A 20,151-nucleotide genomic window follows, 5' to 3' on the forward strand; every position below is an offset into this window, starting at 1 on the left:
GCGTCACGGCCCAGGCGCCATCTTCTTCTGCTTCGCCTTGAAACGATTGAATACCGGTGCGATCAGCGGGTGGTAACTCCACGCGATGCGCTTGCGCAGCCAACTGGCCGGCCGGTTCCGGATCGCGAAACGGTAGATGTGTTCCGGATCGCCACCCACCACATTGCGCCCGAACGGGTGCGTGGTGTGCAGGTAACGGTAGCCCTGCGCACGCGCGATCGGCAGGTAATCCTCGTCGAAATCGCCGTACGGCCAGCATAACGTATCGGATGCTTCGCCGAGCTGCTCCTGCAGCACCGTGCGCGCCATTTCCAGGTCGCGGGTGATGCCCTCGCGCTTCTGCGCGCGGGTGATGTCCTGCTTCATCCAGCGCGTGTGGGTATGCGTATGGCAATGCACTTCGAAGGTGCCGGCCTCGATCATCGCGCGCGCTTCGCTCCAGCGCATCATCACGTCGTCGTGGCGGTCCTCGCGCAGGATCGCGTCTTCGCAGCCGCGATGGTCCGGGGTGCCCGGCAGCGCCGCGCCGGGCTGGCCGGCGTGGGGGCGGACCGGGCCTTCGCCCATCCAGCCGGTGACCACGAACACCACCGCGTGCATGCCGTACTTCTGCAGGATCGGGTGGGCATACACCCAGTTGTCCAGATAGCCGTCGTCGAAGGTGATGACGATGGACTTTCGCGGCACCGGCCTGCCGGCCAGGAAGTCGGCGTACTGGGCCAGGGTCAGCGAGGTCCAGCCATTGCGGGCCAGCCACGCGATCTGGCTCTCGAAATTCTCCGGCGACACCGTGATCATCCCCGGGGACGGCGACACATGGTGGTGCATCAGCACCGGTACGGTTCTAGCGTTTGCCATGGCCCAGTTCCTTCAACCACTGGTGGTAATAGTACTCGGTGGCCTCGGTATGGCCGGTCGGGGTGAAGCGGTGTGCGCCGCGCATCCAGTCCCAGCCGGCCTGGCCCATCTGTCGGCGGCGTTCGGGTTGCTCCACCAGGGTCTGCAGTGCAGTGGTCAGCGCGGCCTGGTCGCCGAGCGGGGCGAGCAGGGCGTTGCTGCCTTCCACCAGCATTTCAGGCACGCCACCCACGCGGGTGGCGACGATGGGCACACCCACGTAGGCCGCCTCCAGGAAGACCGTGCCGGCAGCTTCCTTGTGGCTGGCCAGCGCGAAGATGTCGAAGGCGGTCATCAGCCGGCACGCTCCCAGTCGGTAGCCGAGCAGGTGCACCTGCGCGGCAATGCCCAGTTCGGCGCGCAGTGCGGTCAGCCGTTCCATCACCGGGGCGCCGTCGCCCACGATCACCAGCTGCAGGTTCGGGTGCTGGCGGCACAGCGGCGCGATCGCCCGTAGCAGGTCGGCATGGCCCTTGGCCTCGCGCAGTACGGCCACGCAGCCGACCACGATCTGGTCGTCGGCGAAGCCCAACTCGCGGCGGACCTCGGCACGGGTGTCCTGCAGGCACTGCCAGGCGTCGCTGCTGGTGGCCTGCGACCACTGCGGCGGCACCGCGATCGGTGGCACGATGCCGATATGGGCGTCGGCAATCCCGCGATGGACCAGCAGCTGTTTGACGAAACTGCTGACGGTCAGCACGCGGTGCGGCAGCCCGGTGTAGGTGAGCAGCGAATTGACCGGGCTCATCAGGTGCCGGGAGCGCACCACCAGCGGTACACCGCCCAGGCGGGCACCGGCGGCGGCGATGAGGGCATCGCGGCGGCTGGTGGTGTTAACCACGTCATAGGTGTGCTGCCGCACCAGGCGCGACACCGACCAGATGCCGCGCAGCATCCGCAGCAGTCCGCCCATCTTCAGCGCGTGCACGGTGAAGCCGGCTTCGCGGGCCATCTCGCCCAGGCGGGCGCCGGGCTGGCACAGCAGCGAAACATCGTGGCCGCGCTCGCGCATGGCCAGCATGTGGCGGTAGATGTAGATCTCCTGCCCGCCAAATCCCTTGGCGGCTTCAGTGTGCAGGATCTTGAGTGGCTTGTTCATCGTGAACGTTCCAGGGGTTCCAGACAATCAACGTCATTGCTTGCGGAAGTGGGTCAAGGCTTCCCAGGCACTGCGCACGGCGGCCGGATCCGGTGGCTGGTCGGGCAGCGGCAGGTAGTTCGCATCCAGGGTGGTGGCAGTGCCGAACTTGTCGAACACGAACGTGCGCGCGCCCTGGCGGATGCCGCGCTGCGACCAGCTTTCCACCAGCAGCGGGCGCCCGGTGCGGGCGGTGTCGAACAGGTCCTGGCCGGTGCTGAAATCGGCCAGTGCGTTCTCGCAGCCAAGCCCATGGCGCATCAGCGTCGGTACCCAGTCCTCGTGGCTGCTGGCGGCGGTGATCCCGGCCGGCGTTCGGCCCGGCCAGTGCAGCACGAACGGCACCTGCATCTGGTAATCGGAGAAGTTGCCGTTGTGACCCCAGTAGTTCAGGCCCAGGTCGTTGAACTCTTCCGCATGGTCGCCGGTGACCAGCACGATGGTGTTGTCGGCCTGGCCGCTGTCCCGCACGGTCGCCAGCAGTTGGCCGAGCAGCGCGTCGGTGTAGTGCACGGCGGTGCGGTAGCGGTTGCGTTCCGGCGTGGCGTCGTGGTCTTCGTCGAAGGCGAGGAAATTCACCGTGGACGCCATCGGTGTGGCCAGCGCCGGGTAGCCGTCCGGCAGGTGGTAGGGCGCATGGGTGCTGTCCAGGAAGGCCATGCCGAACCACGGGCGCTCGCCCGCGCGCTGCTGGATGTCCCTGCCCAATGCAGCGACGATATGCCGGTCGCGCTCGGCCACGGGCAGCGCCGAGGGAGCGGCGTGCAGCTGGTCGCGCACCTGCGCGAACACAGTGCGGTCGAACTCCGGGCTGTACAACGGCGCGCTGCCGTACAGGTGCAGGTCGTACCCCTGTTGCTGCAGCACGTCGAACAGGAGCGAGCCGCGCTGCTCGGAAAGCATGCTCGACCAGTAGCCGCCGGGCAGGCCGTACAGCAGTCCGAACAGGCCATAACGGGTGGCGTTGCCGCTGCTGTAATGGTGCTCGAAGACCTCCGACTGCGCGGCCAGCGCCCAGGTATTGGGCATGACCTCCGGCGCCAGCGCGTCATGCCGGAGCGACTCCAGCACGACCACCAGGACATTGGGGCGGGTGTGGCTCTGGCAGCGCAGCGGCCGCAACGGGTACTGCAGCTGGCTGTGGCGCGGGTCGGGCAGGTTGGCCTGGGGCAGGCTGCGTACGCCAAGCCGGTGCATCTGGCGCTTGGCCGTGATCGGCTGCGCCCAGGGCAGGTAGGTCCATTGCCCGGTGACCGCGCGTTCGCCCAACGCGTCGTAATAAGCCGTTGCCACCTGGCCGGTGGCCATCAGTGCCAGGCCTGCCGCCCACGCCAGCAGCACCGGGCGGCGCCGCGCAGTCCCGGGCAGCAGTTTCCAGCAGGCCCAGGCCAGCAGCACTTCGGCCGCCGCCACCGCAGCAAGTACGCCCAGCGATTGCAGCCAGCTTTGCCAGGACAGTGCCACCTGGTCCTGCAGCGCGCCGCCGAACACCATGTTCAGCACCATCGCATTGAGGTGGAAGCGGTACAGGGCGAACACCTTGGCATCCACCAGCAGCAGGCACAGCCACAGCCCCTGCAGCAGCACCGCGCTCACCACCAGTGGGCGCGGCGAACGTGGCCACAGGCCCACTGCAAGCGGCAGCAGCGACACCAGCGTGCCGAAGGCGAGAAAGTGGCCGGGCAGGGCAAGCGCCAGATAGCCCAGCCCCAGCGCACCCCCCGGGTTGTCGTCGACCGGTGTGTTGCCCAGCGCAATGACGATGGCTACGCCGGCATTGATGGCGGTGAACAGGCTCAGCCACGCCAGGCGCGTCCAGCGCGCCGGTGCGGGCAGAGGGGCAGGGGAACGCGATACGTCCATGCAGGATCGGGCACGAAAAAAGAGTGGATCGGAAGACGTGGCGGCGGCGGCGTCCCTGGCCTCCCGGCAGCGTCGCGGCTGCGGGCCGGCGCATTGTATCGGTTTGTATCAATGTATCGTCAGTGCATTTCCTCCGATCTGGCACAATGTTCAGCCGGGCCACAGCCGTGACCCACCTCCACCCCGAACCAGCCAGGAATCGCAGTGAGCCAGATCCCCACCCTCGACATCACCCGTTTCGACAGTGACCGCGATGCATTCGTCGCCGAGCTGGGGGCGGCCTACCGTGAGTGGGGTTTCGCGGGCATCCGCAACCACGGCATCCCGCAGGCCGACATCGACGGTGCGTACGAGGTCTTCAAGGCCTTCTTCGCGCTGCCCGAAGCCACCAAGCTGCAGTACCACCTGCCCGGTACCGGCGGCGCGCGCGGCTATACCCCGTTCGGCGTGGAAACCGCGAAGGGCTCCAAGCACTTCGACCTGAAGGAGTTCTGGCACATCGGTCGCGAGATCCCGGACGACTCCAAGTACCGTGACGTGATGGCGCCGAACCTGTGGCCGACCGAAGTGCCGGGCTTCCGCGAGAAGGGCTACGGCCTGTACCAGGCCCTGGACCAGCTGGGTTCGCGCGTGCTCTCGGCGCTGGCGCTGCACATCGGCCTTCCGATCGACTTCTTCGCCGACAAGACCAACAACGGCAACTCGATCCTGCGCCCGATCCATTACCCGCCGATCACCGCCGACGACATCCCCAACGTGCGCGCCGGCGCGCATGGCGACATCAACTTCATCACGCTGCTGGTCGGTGCCAGCGCGGCCGGCCTGGAAGTGCAGTCGCACGAAGGCAAGTGGGTCCCGTTCACCTCCGATGCGGACACCATCGTGGTCAACATCGGCGACATGCTGCAGCGCCTGACCAACCACGTGTACCCGTCCACCATCCATCGCGTGGTCAATCCCCCGGGCGAGCAGGCGCGCCAGCCGCGCTACTCGGTGCCGTTCTTCCTGCACCCGAACCCGGACTTCCTGATCGACGTGCTGCCGACCTGCATCACGGCGGAAAACCCCAGCCGCTACCCGGAGCCGATCACCGCCCACGGCTTCCTCGAGGAGCGCCTGCGGGAAATCAAGCTGAAGTAATGTAGGTACCGACTGTCAGTCGGTACGCTTCAAAGGCCGCCTCCGGGCGGCCTTTTCCATTATCCAATTGAAATGTAAGCGTTTTCCTGAAACGCGGATTCGTTACATCCGGTATCATCACCGGTTGATACCCAACTGGAGCCCGCCCATGCGCCGCAAGATCGTCGCCGGTAACTGGAAGCTGCACGGCAGCCGCCAATTCGCCACCGACCTGGTCAGCGACATCGTCGCCAGCCTGCCCAAGGACGGGGTGGAGGTCGTGATCCTGCCGCCGCTGCCGTACCTGGGTGAACTGGTGGACGCCTTCGAGGGCCGTGCTGTCGCTTTCGGCTCGCAGGACGTCAGCTCCAATGAAAAGGGCGCCTACACCGGCGAGGTGTGCGCGGCCATGCTGGCCGACGTCGGCGCCCGCTATGGCCTGGTCGGCCATTCCGAGCGCCGCCAGTACCACAACGAGACCAGCGAGCTGGTCGCCCGCAAGTTCGCCGCCGCCGTGCATGCCGGGCTGGTCCCGGTGCTGTGCGTGGGCGAAACCCTGGAGCAGCGTGAAGCCGGCCAGACCGAGCAGGTCATCGCCAGCCAGCTGACCCCGGTGCTCGACCTGGTCGGGCCCGAGGGCTTCCAGCACGCCGTGGTCGCCTACGAGCCGGTCTGGGCGATCGGTACCGGCCGCACCGCCAGCAAGGAGCAGGCCCAGCAGGTCCATGCCTTCATCCGTGGCGAAGTGGCCAAGCGGGATGCTAGAATCGCCGATTCGCTGCCGATCCTGTACGGCGGCAGCGTGAAGCCCGACAACGCCGGGGAGCTGTTCGCACAGCCCGATGTCGATGGTGGGCTGGTAGGCGGCGCCTCGTTGGTGGCCGCGGATTTCCTGGCCATCGTCCATGCGGCGGCCGGGCACTAACAAGACAAGAATTGTCCGAGGACGGATTCGAAATGCTGATGTTGATCCTCAATGTGGTCTACGTGCTGGTGGCAGTCGCCATGATCGCGCTCATCCTGATGCAGCGTGGTTCCGGCGCGGCCGCAGGGTCGGGGTTCGGCGCCGGTGCCTCGGGCACGGTGTTCGGCGCGCGCGGCGCGTCCAACTTCCTGTCCAAGTCGACCAAGTGGCTGGCCGTTGTGTTCTTCGGCATCAGCCTCTTCATGGCCTGGTACGCCAGCCATGGCGCACGCCCGGCGGTCCAGCAGGACCTCGGTGTGATGTCGGCCCCGGTCGCGCCCGCCGCGCCGGCGGTCCCCGCCGGTGAGCTGCCGGCCGTGCCGAAGGCCCCGGAAACCGCTGCGCCGCAGCCGGTTCCGCAGGCCGCTGTGCCGGCTCAGGCGGAAACGCCGAAATCGGGTGAAGAAAAGCCTTCGGAAGGCACCCAGACTCGCTGAAGACGGTTACAATATGCGGCGCGTTGGGGGGTTCGGTAGGAATCACGCCCAGCGCGATACGTAATGCAATGCCCAGGTGGCGGAATTGGTAGACGCACTACCTTGAGGTGGTAGCGACTTAGGTCGTAGGGGTTCGAGTCCCCTCTTGGGCACCATTTTGTTTGTAAGCGGAATCGTCTGGCGCGCATCGCGCCAGTAGCGTTTTCCGTCCACTCCCCCATGCCAAGACGCCTGCAGGCGTGGCGGCAGAGGCAAGAGAGAATCGCTGTGCTGGCCGAATATTTGCCGTCTCTGCTGTTTCTGATCGTTGCCACCGGTATCGGCATTACGCTGATGCTGGTTGGTCGATTCCTCGGTCCCCGCCGCCCCGATCTGGAAAAGCTGTCGCCGTACGAGTGCGGCTTCGAAGCCTTCGAAGACGCGCGCATGAAGTTCGACGTGCGCTACTACCTGATCGCGATCCAGTTCATCGTCTTCGACCTGGAAATCATCTTCATCGTGCCGTGGACCCAGGTCTTCATGGAGCTGGGTGCCCGTTCGCTCATCACCATGGGCCTGTTCGTCGGCATGCTGTTCCTCGGTTTCATTTACGTCTGGAAGAAGGGAGCGCTGGAATGGGAGTGATTCAGACTCTCGATGGCCTCATGAACAACCCCACGCCGGAAGGCCGGGTTGATGACATCCTGCGGCCGGAAGGCGACAACCCGCTGCTGGAAAAGGGCTTCGTCACCACCAGCGTCGATGCACTGCTGAACTGGGCGCGCACCGGCTCGATGTGGCCGATGACCTTCGGTCTGGCCTGCTGCGCGGTCGAGATGATGCACGCTGGCGCCGCGCGCCTGGACCTTGACCGCTACGGCGTGGTGTTCCGCCCGTCGCCGCGTCAGTCCGACGTGATGATCGTGGCCGGTACCCTGGTCAACAAGATGGCCCCGGCGCTGCGCAAGGTCTACGACCAGATGCCGGACCCGAAGTGGGTCATCTCGATGGGTAGCTGCGCCAACGGTGGCGGCTATTACCACTACTCCTATTCTGTGGTGCGCGGCTGTGATCGCGTGGTGCCGGTGGACGTCTACGTCCCGGGCTGCCCGCCGACCGCCGAGGCGCTGGTGTACGGGATCCTGCAGCTGCAGAAGAAGATCTGGCGTACACAGACCATCGCCCGCTGACCCCTTCACCTGACAAGAGCGCGCCAAGCCCCCATGGCAGAGCAAGCATCCTTCATCGACCGACTCTCCGCACGTTTCGCAGGTGCGAAGGTCATCGTGGTCGAACCCCGCGGCGAAGTGACGCTGGAAGTGCCTGCCGCCGAGTGGCACGCCACCGCCCTGGCGCTGCGTGACGAGTTTGGTTTCGAGCAGGCCGTGGATCTCTGCGGCGTCGACTACCTCGGTTATGGCTCCGACGAATGGGACACCGCCGACGTGTCCTCGCAGGGCTTCAGCCGTGGCGTCGAAGGCAAGGCCCAGGGCCGCTTCGCGTGGGGCGAGTTCCCCACCGAGGAAAACGGCGCCGACGGTGCCCGCCCGCAGCACATGCCGACCCAGCGCTTCGCCGTGGTCGCCCAGCTGCGTTCGTACCAGCACAACCTGATGATGCACCTGCGCTGCTTCGCTCCTGACGAAGCGCTGCCGGTGGTGTCCTCGCTGACCAGCATCTGGCCGGGCCTGAACTGGTTCGAGCGCGAAGCGTTCGACCTGTACGGCGTGATCTTCGAAGGCCACCCGGACCTGCGCCGGATCCTGACCGACTACGGTTTCGTCGGCCATCCGTTCCGCAAGGACTTCCCGCTGATCGGCAATGTCGAAGTCCGCTACGACGAAGAAAAGAAGCGCGTGATCTACGAACCGGTCACCTCGGTGGAGCCGCGCGTCGGCGTGCCGCGCGTGATCCGCGACGACGCCCGTCTGCAGACCGCAGAAGGTGAGCGCGCGCAGGAGGCAGTGAAGTGAGCCACGTACACCAGGCCGGCGAAGCATTCGCCAGCAACGCCGCCGAAAGCCGGCAGGAAATCCGCAACTACACCATGAACTTCGGCCCGCAGCATCCGGCCGCGCACGGTGTGCTGCGCCTGATCCTGGAGATGGACGGCGAAACCATCATGCGCGCCGACCCGCACGTGGGTCTGCTGCACCGTGGTACCGAAAAGCTGGCCGAGTCCAAGCCTTTCAACCAGTCGATCGGCTACATGGATCGCCTGGATTACGTGTCGATGATGTGCAACGAGCACGCCTACGTGCGCGCGATCGAGACCCTGATGGGCATCGAGGCGCCGGAGCGTGCGCAGTACATCCGCACCATGTACGACGAAATCACCCGCATCCTCAACCACCTGATGTGGCTTGGCTCCAATGCGCTCGATCTGGGGGCGATGGCGGTGATGCTGTACGCCTTCCGCGAGCGCGAAGAGCTGATGGACTGCTATGAAGCGGTCTCCGGCGCGCGCATGCACGCGGCGTACTACCGTCCGGGCGGTGTCTACCGCGACCTGCCGGACCACATGCCGAAGTACAAGGAATCGCGCTGGCACAAGGGCAAGGCGCTGAAGCAGCTCAATGCTTCGCGTGAAGGCTCGCTGCTGGACTTCCTGGAGAACTTCACCAACGAATTCCCGGGTCGTGTCGACGAATACGAAACCCTGCTGACCGACAACCGTATCTGGAAGCAGCGTACCGTCGGCATCGGCGTGGTCACTCCGGAACTGGCCCACCAGTGGGGCATGACCGGCGTGATGCTGCGCGGCTCGGGCGTTGCCTGGGACCTGCGCAAGAAGCGTCCATACGCCAAGTACGATGCCGTCGATTTCGACATCCCGCTGGGCAAGGAAGGCGACTGCTACGACCGCTACCTGGTCCGCGTTGCCGAAATGCGCGAGTCCAACCGCATCATCAAGCAGTGCGTGGCGTGGCTGAAGGCCAACCCGGGCCCGGTGATGGTGAAGAACTTCAAGGTCGCTCCGCCCAAGCGCGAGGACATGAAGGACGACATGGAAGCGCTGATCCATCACTTCAAGCTGTTCAGTGAAGGCTATTGCGTGCCGGCCGGCGAGACCTATGCGGCAGTGGAAGCGCCCAAGGGCGAGTTCGGCTGCTATCTGGTCTCCGACGGCGCCAACAAGCCGTTCCGCGTGCACCTGCGCGCACCGGGCTTCGCCCACCTGTCCTCGATCGATTCGATCGTGCGCGGCCACATGCTGGCCGACGTGGTGGCGATGATCGGTACCTACGACCTGGTGTTCGGCGAGGTTGACCGGTAATGCCGTCCGCCACGCCAACGCCCGCTGCAGGCAGCCGGCGCAAGCCGGCGCCGCAGTTTCTGGAATTTCACGTTATGCATTTCGCTGAGGTCGGCCGATGAAGGCGACAGGTAATTTCGAGGCGGCGCGCGACGTCGACCCGATGGTGGTGCTGAGCGACAAGACCCGCGCTCACATCGATCACTGGCTGTCCAAGTTCCCGCCGGACCGCAAGCGCTCTGCCGTGCTGCAGGGCCTGCATGCGGCCCAGGAGCAGAACGAGGGTTGGCTGACCGACGAGCTGATCGCCGGCGTGGCCAAGTACCTTGATCTGCCGCCGGTGTGGGCCTACGAGGTCGCCAGCTTCTACTCGATGTTCGAGACCGAGAAGGTGGGCCGCAACAACGTGGCCATCTGCACCAACATCAGCTGCTGGCTCAATGGCGCCGAGGACATCGTCCGCCATTGCGAGAAGAAGCTGGGCATCAAGCACGGTGAATCGACCCCGGACGGCCGCGTCTACCTCAAGCGCGAGGAAGAGTGCCTGGCCGGTTGCGGTGGCGCGCCGATGATGGTCATCAACGGTCACTACCATGAGCGTCTGACCCTGGAAAAGGTCGACGAGCTGCTGGACGGGCTGGAGTAAGGGCATGGCACATCACCACGAATCCAAGGGTCCGGTCGGCCCCGCGCCGCTGCCGCACCAGGTGGTCTACACCACCCTGCATTACGACACCCCGTGGTCGTACGAAAGCTACCTGAAGACCGGTGGCTACGCCGCCCTGCGCAAGATCCTCGAAGAGAAGATCCCGCCGGAGCAGGTCATCGAGATGGTCAAGGCCTCGGGCCTGCGTGGCCGCGGTGGCGCGGGCTTCCCGACCGGCCTGAAGTGGTCCTTCATGCCCAAGGGCAACATGCAGAAGTACATCCTCTGCAACTCGGATGAATCCGAGCCGGGCACCTGCAAGGATCGCGACATCCTGCGCTACAACCCGCATTCGGTGGTGGAAGGCATGGCGATCGCCTGCTACGCCACCGGTTCGACCGTGGGCTACAACTACCTGCGCGGTGAGTTCCACCACGAGCCGTTCGAGCACTTCGAGCAGGCCCTGGCTGACGCCTATGCGAACGGCTGGCTGGGCAAGAACGTGATGGGCTCGGGCGTGGACATCGACATCTACGGCGCGCTGGGCGCCGGCGCGTACATCTGCGGTGAGGAAACCGCGCTGATGGAATCGCTGGAAGGCAAGAAGGGCCAGCCGCGTTACAAGCCGCCGTTCCCGGCCAATTTTGGCCTGTACGGCAAGCCGTCGACGATCAACAACACCGAAACCTATGGTTCGGTGCCGGCGATCATCCGCAACGGACCGGAGTGGTTCAAGGGCCTGAGCCTGACCGCCAACGGCGGCCCGAAGTGCTTCTCGGTGTCTGGCTGCGTTCAGAACGGCGGCAACTTCGAAGTGCCGCTGGGCACCAAATTCCACGATCTGCTGGAAATGGCCGGTGGCCTGCGTCCGGGCCGCACCCTGAAGGGCGCGATCCCGGGCGGCGTGTCGATGCCGGTGCTGACCGCGGCCGAGCTGAAGGACCTGCCGATGGACTACGACACCATCCGTGCGCTGGGCTCCGGCCTGGGTTCGGGTGCGATCGTGGTGCTCGACGACAGCGTGTGCTGCGTCAAGTTCGCCTGCCGCATCAGCCAGTTCTTCCACAAGGAATCCTGTGGCCAGTGCACCCCGTGCCGTGAAGGTACCGGCTGGATGCACCGCGTGCTGGAGCGCATCGTCGCCGGCAAGGCCACGATGGAAGACCTGCACCAGCTGAAGGCGGTGGCCGGCCAGATCGAAGGCCACACCATCTGTGCGTTCGGTGAAGCGGCTGCATGGCCCATCCAGGGCTTCCTGCGCCAGTTCTGGGACGAATTCGAGTACTACATCGTCAACGGTCATTCGATGGTTGACGGCAAGAAGGTGGAGGCAGCCGCCGCATGAGCGCGCAACCCGTAAACCCGAACGTGCCACCGGATCACGTGACCATCGAAATCGATGGCAAGTCCCTGGTCGTGCCCAAGGGTTCGATGATCATCCAGGCGGCCGACAAGGCCGGCATTTCGATTCCGCGCTTCTGCTACCACGAGAAGCTGCCGATCGCCGCCAACTGCCGCATGTGCCTGGTGGACGTGGAGAAGTCGCCGAAGCCGGCGCCGGCCTGCGCCACCCCGGTGATGGATGGCATGAAGGTCGCCACCCGCAGCGAGAAGGCACTGAAGTTCCAGCGCTCGGTGATGGAGTTCCTGCTCATCAACCACCCGCTGGACTGCCCGATCTGCGATCAGGGCGGCGAGTGCGAGCTGCAGGACGTGTCGCTGGGCTATGGCCGTTCGGTCAGCCGCTTCAACGAGCGCAAGCGCGTGGTGCCGGACGAGGACATGGGCCCGCTGGTCGCCACCGAGATGACCCGCTGCATCCAGTGCACCCGCTGCGTCCGCTTCACCGCCGACGTTGCCGGTACCTACGAACTGGGCGGCATGTACCGCGGTGAGAACCTGCAGATCGGTACCTTCGACGGCAAGCCGCTGACCACCGAGCTGTCGGGCAACGTCGTCGACGTGTGCCCGGTCGGTGCGCTGACCAACAAGGTGTTCCAGTTCCGCGCCCGCCCGTGGGAACTGACCGCGCGCGAATCGCTGGGCTACCACGACGCGATGGGTTCGAACCTGTTCCTGCACGTGCGTCGCGGCGAAGTGCTGCGCACCGTGCCGCGCGACAACGAAGCGGTGAACGAGTGCTGGCTGTCCGACCGTGATCGCTACTCGCACCAGGGCCTGTACAGCGAAGACCGTGCGGTCAAGCCGCTGCGCAAGGTCAATGGCGAGTGGAAGGAAGTGAGCTGGGCCGAAGGCCTGGCCGCGGCCGCCGAGATCCTCAAGGCCAACCAGGGCGACAACCTGGGCGTGCTGGTGCATCCGTCCACCTCGAACGAGGAAGGCGCGCTGCTGGCCCGCCTGGCCAAGGGCCTGGGCTCGAGCAACATCGACCACCGCATCAACAACCGCGATTTCTCCGACGCCGCCACCGCCGAAGTGTTCGGCCTGCCGCTGGCCGAGATCGAAGGCGCCGACCGCATCGTCGTTCTGGGCAGCAACATCCGCCACGAACTGCCGCTGCTGCACGCACGCCTGCGCAAGGCGCAGACCACCAACGGCGCGGAGATCCACGTCGTCAACCCGGTGGACTTCGACTTCGCCTTCAGCATCGCCGGCAAGCAGATCGTTGCACCGTCGAAGTTCGTCGACGCGCTGGCCAACGCAGAGCTGCGTTCGGCCGTGCAGGGCGGCAACAACACCGTGCTGATCGTCGGTGGCATCGCCGAGAACCACCCGCAGGCTGCCGCGATCCGCGCTGCCGCGCGTGACTTCGCTGCCGCCACCGGTGCCAAGCTGTGCCGCATCCCGCAGGGCGCCAACGCTGTTGGCCTGACCCGCGCCGGCGTACTGCCGGCCGGCAAGGACGTCGCCGCGATGCTGGCGCAGCCGCGCCAGGCCTACGTGGTGTACGGCCTGGAGCCGGGCCTGGACTTCGCCGATGCACCTGCCGCGCGCAAGGCGCTGGTCGGTGCCCAGGTGGTGGCCTTCAGCCAGTTCGCCTGCGTCTCCACCCGTGATGTTGCCGACGTGATCCTGCCGATCGGTACGCTGCCGGAAATCGACGCCACCCTGACCAACCTCGATGGTCGCGAGCAGTCGGCCCGTGCCGGCGGCAAGCTGCCGGGCGAGGCCCGTGAGGGCTGGCGCGTGCTGCGCGCCCTGGGCGGCGACATGGCGCTGGCCGGTTTCGACTTCACCGACCTGGCCGGCCTGCGTGCCAGCCTGGCTCCGGTGTCGGTCGCCGTTGCCGCTTCGGCACAGCCGGTGGTTGCCGGCGAAGGCCTGGAAGTGGCTTCGACCGCTGCGATCTACCGCACCGATGCGGTGGTCCGTCGTGCGCCGGCGCTGCAGTCGCATCCGCTCAACAACGCCCCGCGCATCGTGCTGAACGCTGAAGATGCCGTTCGCCTGCAGCTGCAGGAAGGGCAGATGGCCAAGGTCGGCACCGATGCCGGCAAGGCCACCCTGCCGGTGGTGGTCGACGCCCGCGTCGCTGCGGGTTCGGTCTGGATTGAATCGGGCCACGGCGCGACCGCGCCGCTGGGTGCCGCTCGCGTAACGGTGGTGGCTGCATGAACGAATTGCTGTTGAACGCGGTCGACCCGCTGCACCAGTGGCTGCTTGGCCTCGGTGACATCGGCGCGCTGATCTGGATCATCCTGAAGATCCTGGTGATCACCGTTCCGGTGATCATCTCGGTGGCCTTCTACGTGGTCTGGGAACGCAAGCTGATCGGCTGGATGCACGTCCGCCACGGCCCGATGTACGTGGGCATGGGCATCTTCCAGGCCTTTGCCGACGTCTTCAAGCTGCTGTTCAAGGAAGTGGTCCAGCCGAGCAGCGCCAACAAGGCGATCTACCTGCTGGCACCGCTGATCACCCTGGCCCCGGCCTTCGCGGCCTGGTCGGTGGTCCCCTTCGATTCGCAGATCGTGCTGTCCAACGCCAATGCCGGCCTGCTGTACCTGCTGGCGATGACCTCGCTGGGCATCTACGGCATCATCCTGGCCGGTTGGGCATCGAACTCGAAGTACGCGTTCCTGGGTGCGATGCGCGCCTCGGCGCAGATGATCAGCTACGAAATCGCCATGGGCTTCGCCCTGGTCGGCGTGATGATCGCGTCGGGCAGCCTGAACCTGAGCAACATCGTGATGGCGCAGGCCGGCAATTCCGGTTTCTTCGACTGGTTCCTGCTGCCGCTGTTCCCGCTGTTCGTCATCTACTGGGTGTCGGGCGTTGCCGAAACCAACCGCGCGCCGTTCGACGTGGTGGAAGGTGAATCGGAAATCGTCGCCGGTCACATGGTCGAGTACTCGGGCGGTGCCTTCGCGCTGTTCTTCCTGGCCGAGTACGCCAACATGATCCTGATCAGCTTCCTGATCTCGATCTTCTTCCTTGGTGGCTGGCTGAGCCCGATCCAGGGCTGGGTCAACTTCGGCGATGTCTCGCCGCTGGTCGACTGGATCTGGAAGGGCGGTGCACCGTGGCTGTTCGTCAAGGTGTTCTTCTTTGCCAGTGCCTACATCTGGTTCCGTGCCAGCTTCCCGCGCTTCCGCTATGACCAGATCATGCGCCTGGGCTGGAAGGTCTTCATCCCGCTGGCCATTCTGTGGATCGCGGTTACCGCCGTCATGGTGTTCTTCGGCGTGATTCAAAAGGGCGTCTAAGTGATGAACAGGATTACCCATTACTTCAAGAGCCTGCTGCTGCTCGAACTGCTGGGCGGCCTTTGGCTGACGCTGAAGTACAGCTTCAAGCCCAAGTACACGATGATGTACCCGATGGAGAAGTTCCCGCAGTCGCCGCGCTTCCGTGGCCTGCACGCCCTGCGCCGTTACCCCAACGGTGAAGAGCGCTGCATCGCCTGCAAGCTGTGCGAAGCGGTGTGCCCTGCATTGGCCATCACCATCGACTCGGCCAAGCGCGAAGACGGCACCCGCCGTACCACGCGCTATGACATCGATCTGTTCAAGTGCATCTTCTGCGGCTTCTGCGAAGAAAGCTGCCCGGTGGACTCGATCGTCGAAACCCACATCCTCGAGTACCACTTCGAGAATCGTGGCGAAAACATCGTTACCAAGCCGCAGCTGCTGGCCCTGGGCGACCGTCTCGAGTCCGAGATCGCCGAGCGTCGCGCCGCCGATGCCGCTTACCGCTGAGGTCGAGAGATGGATTGGGTAAATATCGCTTTCTGGGTGTTCGCCATCGCGGCAACGGTTTCGGCCGGTGCGGTGATCAGCGTGCGCAACCCGGTTCACGCCGTGCTCTGCCTGGTGCTGACCTTCTTCTCCATCGCCTGCGTCTGGCTGCTGGTCGGCGCCGAGTTCCTCGGTGTGGCGCTGGTGCTGGTGTATGTCGGCGCGGTGATGGTGCTGTTCCTGTTCGTGGTGATGATGCTGGACATCGACCCCACCAAGATGCGTGAGGGTTGGGTGCGCTACCTGCCGGTCGGCCTGATCGTTGCCGTGGCCATGCTGGTGCAGATGCTGATCCTGATCGGCGTGAAGGGCAGGGCGGTCACCCCGTTCCCGGCCGACAACGCCGCTGCGCTCGCCGCCGACAGCTCCAACGTCACCTGGCTGGCCCGCACGCTGTTCACCGAATACCTGCTGCCGTTCGAGTTTGCTGCGGTCATCCTGACCGTGGCCGTGGTTGCCGCCGTGATGCTGACCCTGCGTCGCCGTACCGGCGTGAAGAGCCAGAACCCGGGCGAGCAGACCATGGTCAAGGCCGGCCAGCGCCTGCGCATGGTCAAGATGGGCGCCGAGGCGCCGGTCGTGCACAGCAACAGCAAGCCGGCCGCCGGCGAGGAGACCCAGCCGTGATTACCCTTGGCCACATGCTTGCGCTGGGCGCGGTGCTGTTCGCCATCAGCCTGGCCGGCATCTTCCTCAACCGGAAGAACGTCATCGTCCTGCTGATGTCGATCGAGCTGATGCTGCTGTCGGTGAACGTCAATTTCGTCGCGTTCTCGCGTCAGCTGGGCGATCCGTCCGGCCAGCTGTTCGTGTTCTTCATCCTGACCGTCGCCGCCGCGGAAGCCGCCATCGGCCTGGCGATCCTGGTGACCCTGTTCCGTACCCGCCGCACGATCAATGTCGGCGAAGTCGATTCGTTGAAGGGCTGATCCACAGATGGAAATCACTCTCTCCAAGAGTCTGTTGATCGCAGTGGTGCTTGCACCGCTGTTCGGCAGCATCATCGCCGGCCTGTTCGGTCGCCAGGTCAAGCGCTTCGGCGCGCAGACCATCACCATCCTCGGCGTTGCGGTTGCCTGCGGCCTGTCGATGTACACGCTCTACCAGCTGCTCTGGGGCGGTGCGCAGCCGTTCAACCAGAACATCTACACGTTCTTTGAAGTCGGCCAGTACTCGGCCCACGTCGGCTTCATGGTCGACAAGCTGACCGCGATGATGATGGTGGTGGTGACCTTCGTGTCGCTGCTGGTCCACATCTACACGATCGGCTACATGCAGGACGATCCGGGCTACCAGCGGTTCTTCAGCTACATCTCGCTGTTCACCTTCTCGATGCTCACCCTGGTGATGAGCAACAACTTCCTGCAGCTGTTCTTCGGCTGGGAAGCGGTGGGCCTCGTTTCGTACCTGCTGATCGGTTTCTGGTTCAAGCGCCCGACCGCGATCTTCGCCAACATGAAGGCGTTCCTGGTCAACCGCGTCGGCGACTTCGGCTTCATCCTCGGTATCGCCGGCGTGCTGTGGGTGTTCGGCACCCTGGACTACGCCACCGTCTTCGCCAATGCCTCGATCCTGGCCCATCCGGAGGCGCAGCTGCAGGTGTGGTCGGGCTCGCTGACCCTGTTCGGCCAGAACGTCCAGCTGATGAACGAGCCGGTCATCTGGTCGATCGCCACCATCATCTGCATCTGCCTGTTCATCGGTGCGATGGGCAAGTCGGCCCAGGTGCCGCTGCACGTGTGGCTGCCGGACTCGATGGAAGGCCCGACCCCGATCTCGGCACTGATCCACGCCGCGACGATGGTGACCGCCGGTATCTTCATGGTCACCCGCATGTCGCCGCTGTTCGAGCTGTCGCAGACCGCGCTGAACTTCATCCTCTTCATCGGTGCCACCACCGCGTTCTTCACCGGCCTGATCGGCATCGTGCAGAACGACATCAAGCGCGTCGTCGCGTACTCCACGCTGTCGCAGCTGGGCTACATGACCGTGGCGCTGGGCGTGTCGGCCTACTCGGCCGCCGTGTTCCACCTGATGACCCACGCCTTCTTCAAGGCGCTGCTGTTCCTGGGTGCCGGCTCGGTCATCATCGCGATGCACCACGAGCAGGACATGCGCAAGATGGGCGGCCTGCGCAAGTACATGCCGATCACCTTCATCACCATGTGGATCGGTACGCTGGCCCTGGTCGGTACGCCGTTCTTCTCCGGCTTCTATTCGAAGGACACCATCATCGAGGCGGCCGAGATCCACGCCCACATGCAGAACAGCTGGGTGGCCACCTATGGCTACTGGGCGGTACTGGGTGGCGTACTGGTGACCAGCTTCTACAGCTTCCGCCTGCTGTTCATGACCTTCCATGGCAAGGAACGCTTCCGCGACGCGCACGACGATCATGGCCATGGCCATGACGATCACCACGCCGCCGACGCCCACCATGGCGATGCCCATGACGACCACGGCCATGGCCACGGTCCGCATGAGCCGCATGAAACCCCGTGGGTGGTGACCCTGCCGCTGATCCTGCTGGCCATCCCGTCGATCGCCATCGGTTTCTTCAGCATCGGTCCGATGCTGCACGGTACCGACTGGGCCGGCCACCATGCGCACGAGGCGATCAAGGGCCAGGCACAGACGTTCTTCACCGGCATCGTCGACTTCTACGATCCGGCCAAGAACACCGTTGCCTTCCTGGGCGAAGAGTTCCACGGGCCGGTGGCGTTCGCGCTGCACGGCATGATGCTGCCGCCGTTCTGGCTGACCCTGGCGGGCTTCCTGCTGGCCGCGCTGTTCTACCTGTGGAAGCCGGACCTGTCGGGCAAGGCACGCAAGACCTTCGCCCCGATCGTTTCGGTGCTGGAAAACAAGTACGGCTTCGACAAGCTGTGGATCGATGGCTTTGCCGGCGGCAGCGTCAAGCTGGGCAAGGTCTCGCGCTGGATCGACAGCAACATCGTCGACGGCGTGGTCAATCTCTCGGCACGTGTTGTGGACGTTGCAGCCGGCGTGCTGCGTCGTACCCAATCCGGTTTCCTCTATCACTACGCCTTCGCGATGATCATCGGCCTGATTGCCCTGTTGGGCGTGCTGATGCATTACCTGCGTTGATGACCTGTACGGAATAAGAAGACGTGTCGAACTGGCCTCTACTCAGTGTCCTCATCTGGCTGCCGATCATCGGTGGCGCCCTGATCCTTGCGATCCGTGATGCACAGACCGCCCGCTGGGCGTCGCTGGGCGTCGCGGTACTCACCTTCGTTGCAAGCCTCTCGCTGCTGAGCGGCTACAACGCGGGCATCGACGGTCTGCAGTTCGTCGAGACCCATGCCTGGATCCCGGCGTACAAGATCGGCTACAACCTGGGCGTGGACGGCATTGCCGTGGCGCTGATCCTGCTGACCACCCTGGTCAGCGTGCTTGCCCTGATCGGCGCCTGGAGCGCCATCGACAAGCGCGTGAACCAGTATGTGGCGGCCTTCCTGATCCTGGAAGGCGTCACCGTCGGTATCTTCTCGGCCACGGACGCGATGCTGTTCTACGTGTTCTTCGAGGCGATGCTGATCCCGATGTTCCTGATCATCGGTGTCTGGGGTGGTCCGCGCCGCATCTACGCCGCGCTGAAGTTCTTCCTGTACACCTTCCTCGGCTCGGTGCTGATGCTGGTGGCGCTGATCTACCTGTACATGAAGGGCGGCAGTTTCCAGCTGGCCGACCTGTACGCGCTGCCGCTGTCGGCCAAGGAACAGACCTGGATCTTCTTCGCCTTCCTGATCGCCTTCGCGGTCAAGGTGCCGATGTTCCCGGTCCACACCTGGCTGCCGGACGCCCACGTGGAAGCGCCGACCGCCGGTTCGGTGATCCTGGCCGCCATCGCGCTGAAGATCGGTGGCTACGGCTTCCTGCGCTTCAACCTGCCGATCGTCCCGGACGCGTCGCAGGAATGGGCCTGGCTGGTGATCGCGCTGTCGCTGATCGCGGTGATCTACGTCGGCCTGGTCGCCCTGGTGCAGGACGACATGAAGAAGCTGATCGCCTATTCGTCGATCGCGCACATGGGCTTCGTCACCCTGGGCACCTTCATCGCCCTGTGGCTGGTGCGTGAGGCCGGCAACGCCGATGCCGCCCGCCTGGGCCTGCAGGGCGCCATGGTGCAGATGATCTCGCACGGCTTCGTATCCGGTGCGATGTTCTCCTGCGTCGGCGTGCTGTACGACCGCATGCACAGCCGCCGCATCGCCGATTACGGCGGCGTGGTCAACGTGATGCCGTGGTTCGCCACCTTCGCCATGCTGTTCTTCATGGCCAATGCGGGCCTGCCGGGCACCAGCGGTTTCGTTGGCGAGTTCATGGTCATCCTGTCGGCCTTCCAGCGTAATCCGTGGATCGCACTGGGCGCGGCCACCACCCTGATCATCGGCGCCGCCTACACCCTGTGGCTGTACAAGCGCATCTTCTTCGGCGAAGTGGCCAACAGCCACGTGGCCGAACTGAAGGACATCAACGGCCGCGAATGGCTGGTGCTGGGCGTGTTCGCCATCGGCGTGCTGGCCCTGGGCATCTACCCCAAGCCGCTGACCGACCTGATGGAGCCCTCGATCGCGAAGCTGGCGATGCAGATCGCATCCAGCAAGCTGCTGTAATTCCAGGATTTGAT

At 65.0% G+C, this 20,151-nt stretch carries 19 protein-coding genes and 1 tRNA gene; 17 read left to right on the forward strand and 3 right to left on the reverse strand.

Annotated features, from left to right (window positions below; genetic code table 11):
• Nucleotides 1-3: 3 nt before the first annotated feature.
• From RYM47_RS09100 to RYM47_RS09110, 3 genes are read right to left on the reverse strand one after another with little or no spacing between them, the layout of a single operon-like run.
• Nucleotides 4-858: a polysaccharide deacetylase family protein gene (locus tag RYM47_RS09100; protein ID WP_315387354.1), complete on the reverse strand. Its 855-nt coding sequence runs from the start codon at nucleotides 856-858 to the stop codon at nucleotides 4-6.
• Nucleotides 845-1,996: a glycosyltransferase family 4 protein gene (locus RYM47_RS09105; protein WP_315387355.1), complete on the reverse strand. Its 1,152-nt coding sequence runs from the start codon at nucleotides 1,994-1,996 to the stop codon at nucleotides 845-847. Before RYM47_RS09105 ends, RYM47_RS09100 begins: the two co-directional genes overlap by 14 nt.
• A gap of 33 nt (nucleotides 1,997-2,029) precedes the next feature.
• On the reverse strand, nucleotides 2,030-3,898 hold the full coding sequence (locus RYM47_RS09110) for a sulfatase-like hydrolase/transferase (protein WP_315387357.1): 1,869 nt from the start codon (nucleotides 3,896-3,898) through the stop codon (nucleotides 2,030-2,032).
• A 204-nt stretch (nucleotides 3,899-4,102) separates the two neighbouring features.
• On the opposite strand from RYM47_RS09110, the gene RYM47_RS09115 reads away from it, so the two are divergent.
• The 17 genes from RYM47_RS09115 to RYM47_RS09195 all read left to right on the forward strand — a co-directional run bounded on the left by RYM47_RS09115 (nucleotide 4,103) and on the right by RYM47_RS09195 (nucleotide 20,137).
• A complete protein-coding gene (locus RYM47_RS09115; RefSeq protein WP_315387359.1) occupies nucleotides 4,103-5,038 on the forward strand; it encodes a 2-oxoglutarate and iron-dependent oxygenase domain-containing protein in 936 nt (311 codons plus the stop codon).
• A 148-nt stretch (nucleotides 5,039-5,186) separates the two neighbouring features.
• Nucleotides 5,187-5,942 carry a triose-phosphate isomerase gene (gene tpiA / locus RYM47_RS09120; RefSeq protein ID WP_315387360.1) on the forward strand — a complete coding sequence of 252 codons (756 nt, stop codon included), beginning with the start codon at nucleotides 5,187-5,189 and terminating at the stop codon, nucleotides 5,940-5,942.
• Nucleotides 5,943-5,974: 32 nt separating this feature from the next.
• Nucleotides 5,975-6,418 carry a preprotein translocase subunit SecG gene (gene secG / locus RYM47_RS09125; protein WP_315387361.1) on the forward strand — a complete coding sequence of 148 codons (444 nt, stop codon included), beginning with the start codon at nucleotides 5,975-5,977 and terminating at the stop codon, nucleotides 6,416-6,418.
• Nucleotides 6,419-6,488: 70 nt separating this feature from the next.
• Nucleotides 6,489-6,573: transfer RNA gene (locus RYM47_RS09130), tRNA-Leu, on the forward strand.
• A 112-nt stretch (nucleotides 6,574-6,685) separates the two neighbouring features.
• Entirely contained in the window at nucleotides 6,686-7,042 is a 357-nt protein-coding gene (locus RYM47_RS09135; protein WP_008265012.1) for an NADH-quinone oxidoreductase subunit A, read from the forward strand.
• Nucleotides 7,033-7,587 (forward strand): NADH-quinone oxidoreductase subunit B, encoded by a 555-nt coding sequence (locus RYM47_RS09140; protein ID WP_005410463.1) that lies wholly within the window; start codon nucleotides 7,033-7,035, stop codon nucleotides 7,585-7,587. The genes RYM47_RS09135 and RYM47_RS09140 overlap by 10 nt, the downstream gene beginning before the upstream one ends.
• 33 nt (nucleotides 7,588-7,620) lie before the next feature.
• Nucleotides 7,621-8,370 (forward strand): NADH-quinone oxidoreductase subunit C, encoded by a 750-nt coding sequence (locus RYM47_RS09145; RefSeq protein ID WP_010486428.1) that lies wholly within the window; start codon nucleotides 7,621-7,623, stop codon nucleotides 8,368-8,370.
• Nucleotides 8,367-9,674 carry an NADH-quinone oxidoreductase subunit D gene (locus tag RYM47_RS09150; RefSeq protein WP_057499470.1) on the forward strand — a complete coding sequence of 436 codons (1,308 nt, stop codon included), beginning with the start codon at nucleotides 8,367-8,369 and terminating at the stop codon, nucleotides 9,672-9,674. Before RYM47_RS09145 ends, RYM47_RS09150 begins: the two co-directional genes overlap by 4 nt.
• Before the next feature lie 97 nt (nucleotides 9,675-9,771).
• A complete protein-coding gene (gene nuoE, locus RYM47_RS09155; RefSeq protein ID WP_006381132.1) occupies nucleotides 9,772-10,299 on the forward strand; it encodes an NADH-quinone oxidoreductase subunit NuoE in 528 nt (175 codons plus the stop codon).
• Between the two features lie 4 nt (nucleotides 10,300-10,303).
• Nucleotides 10,304-11,644, forward strand: coding sequence for an NADH-quinone oxidoreductase subunit NuoF (gene nuoF / locus RYM47_RS09160; RefSeq protein ID WP_005410459.1), 1,341 nt, complete (start codon nucleotides 10,304-10,306; stop codon nucleotides 11,642-11,644).
• Nucleotides 11,641-13,875: an NADH-quinone oxidoreductase subunit NuoG gene (gene nuoG, locus RYM47_RS09165; RefSeq protein WP_049437080.1), complete on the forward strand. Its 2,235-nt coding sequence runs from the start codon at nucleotides 11,641-11,643 to the stop codon at nucleotides 13,873-13,875. The genes nuoF and nuoG overlap by 4 nt, the downstream gene beginning before the upstream one ends.
• Nucleotides 13,872-14,966, forward strand: coding sequence for an NADH-quinone oxidoreductase subunit NuoH (gene nuoH / locus RYM47_RS09170; RefSeq protein WP_006381129.1), 1,095 nt, complete (start codon nucleotides 13,872-13,874; stop codon nucleotides 14,964-14,966). Before nuoG ends, nuoH begins: the two co-directional genes overlap by 4 nt.
• 3 nt (nucleotides 14,967-14,969) lie before the next feature.
• Nucleotides 14,970-15,458, forward strand: coding sequence for an NADH-quinone oxidoreductase subunit NuoI (nuoI, locus tag RYM47_RS09175; RefSeq protein WP_006381128.1), 489 nt, complete (start codon nucleotides 14,970-14,972; stop codon nucleotides 15,456-15,458).
• A 9-nt stretch (nucleotides 15,459-15,467) separates the two neighbouring features.
• The gene (locus RYM47_RS09180; RefSeq protein WP_049437083.1) at nucleotides 15,468-16,124 is read left to right on the forward strand and encodes an NADH-quinone oxidoreductase subunit J; all 657 of its coding nucleotides are present in this window, start codon (nucleotides 15,468-15,470) and stop codon (nucleotides 16,122-16,124) included.
• Entirely contained in the window at nucleotides 16,121-16,426 is a 306-nt protein-coding gene (gene nuoK / locus RYM47_RS09185) for an NADH-quinone oxidoreductase subunit NuoK (RefSeq protein WP_006381125.1), read from the forward strand. Before RYM47_RS09180 ends, nuoK begins: the two co-directional genes overlap by 4 nt.
• A gap of 7 nt (nucleotides 16,427-16,433) precedes the next feature.
• Nucleotides 16,434-18,605, forward strand: coding sequence for an NADH-quinone oxidoreductase subunit L (gene nuoL, locus RYM47_RS09190; RefSeq protein WP_315387368.1), 2,172 nt, complete (start codon nucleotides 16,434-16,436; stop codon nucleotides 18,603-18,605).
• A 23-nt stretch (nucleotides 18,606-18,628) separates the two neighbouring features.
• Nucleotides 18,629-20,137, forward strand: a complete 1,509-nt coding sequence (locus tag RYM47_RS09195; protein WP_049437087.1) for an NADH-quinone oxidoreductase subunit M — start codon at nucleotides 18,629-18,631, stop codon at nucleotides 20,135-20,137.
• Nucleotides 20,138-20,151: the final 14 nt, after the last annotated feature.

Source organism: uncultured Stenotrophomonas sp. (assembly GCF_963519125.1).
In the GTDB taxonomy this organism is placed as follows: Bacteria; Pseudomonadota; Gammaproteobacteria; order Xanthomonadales; family Xanthomonadaceae; genus Stenotrophomonas.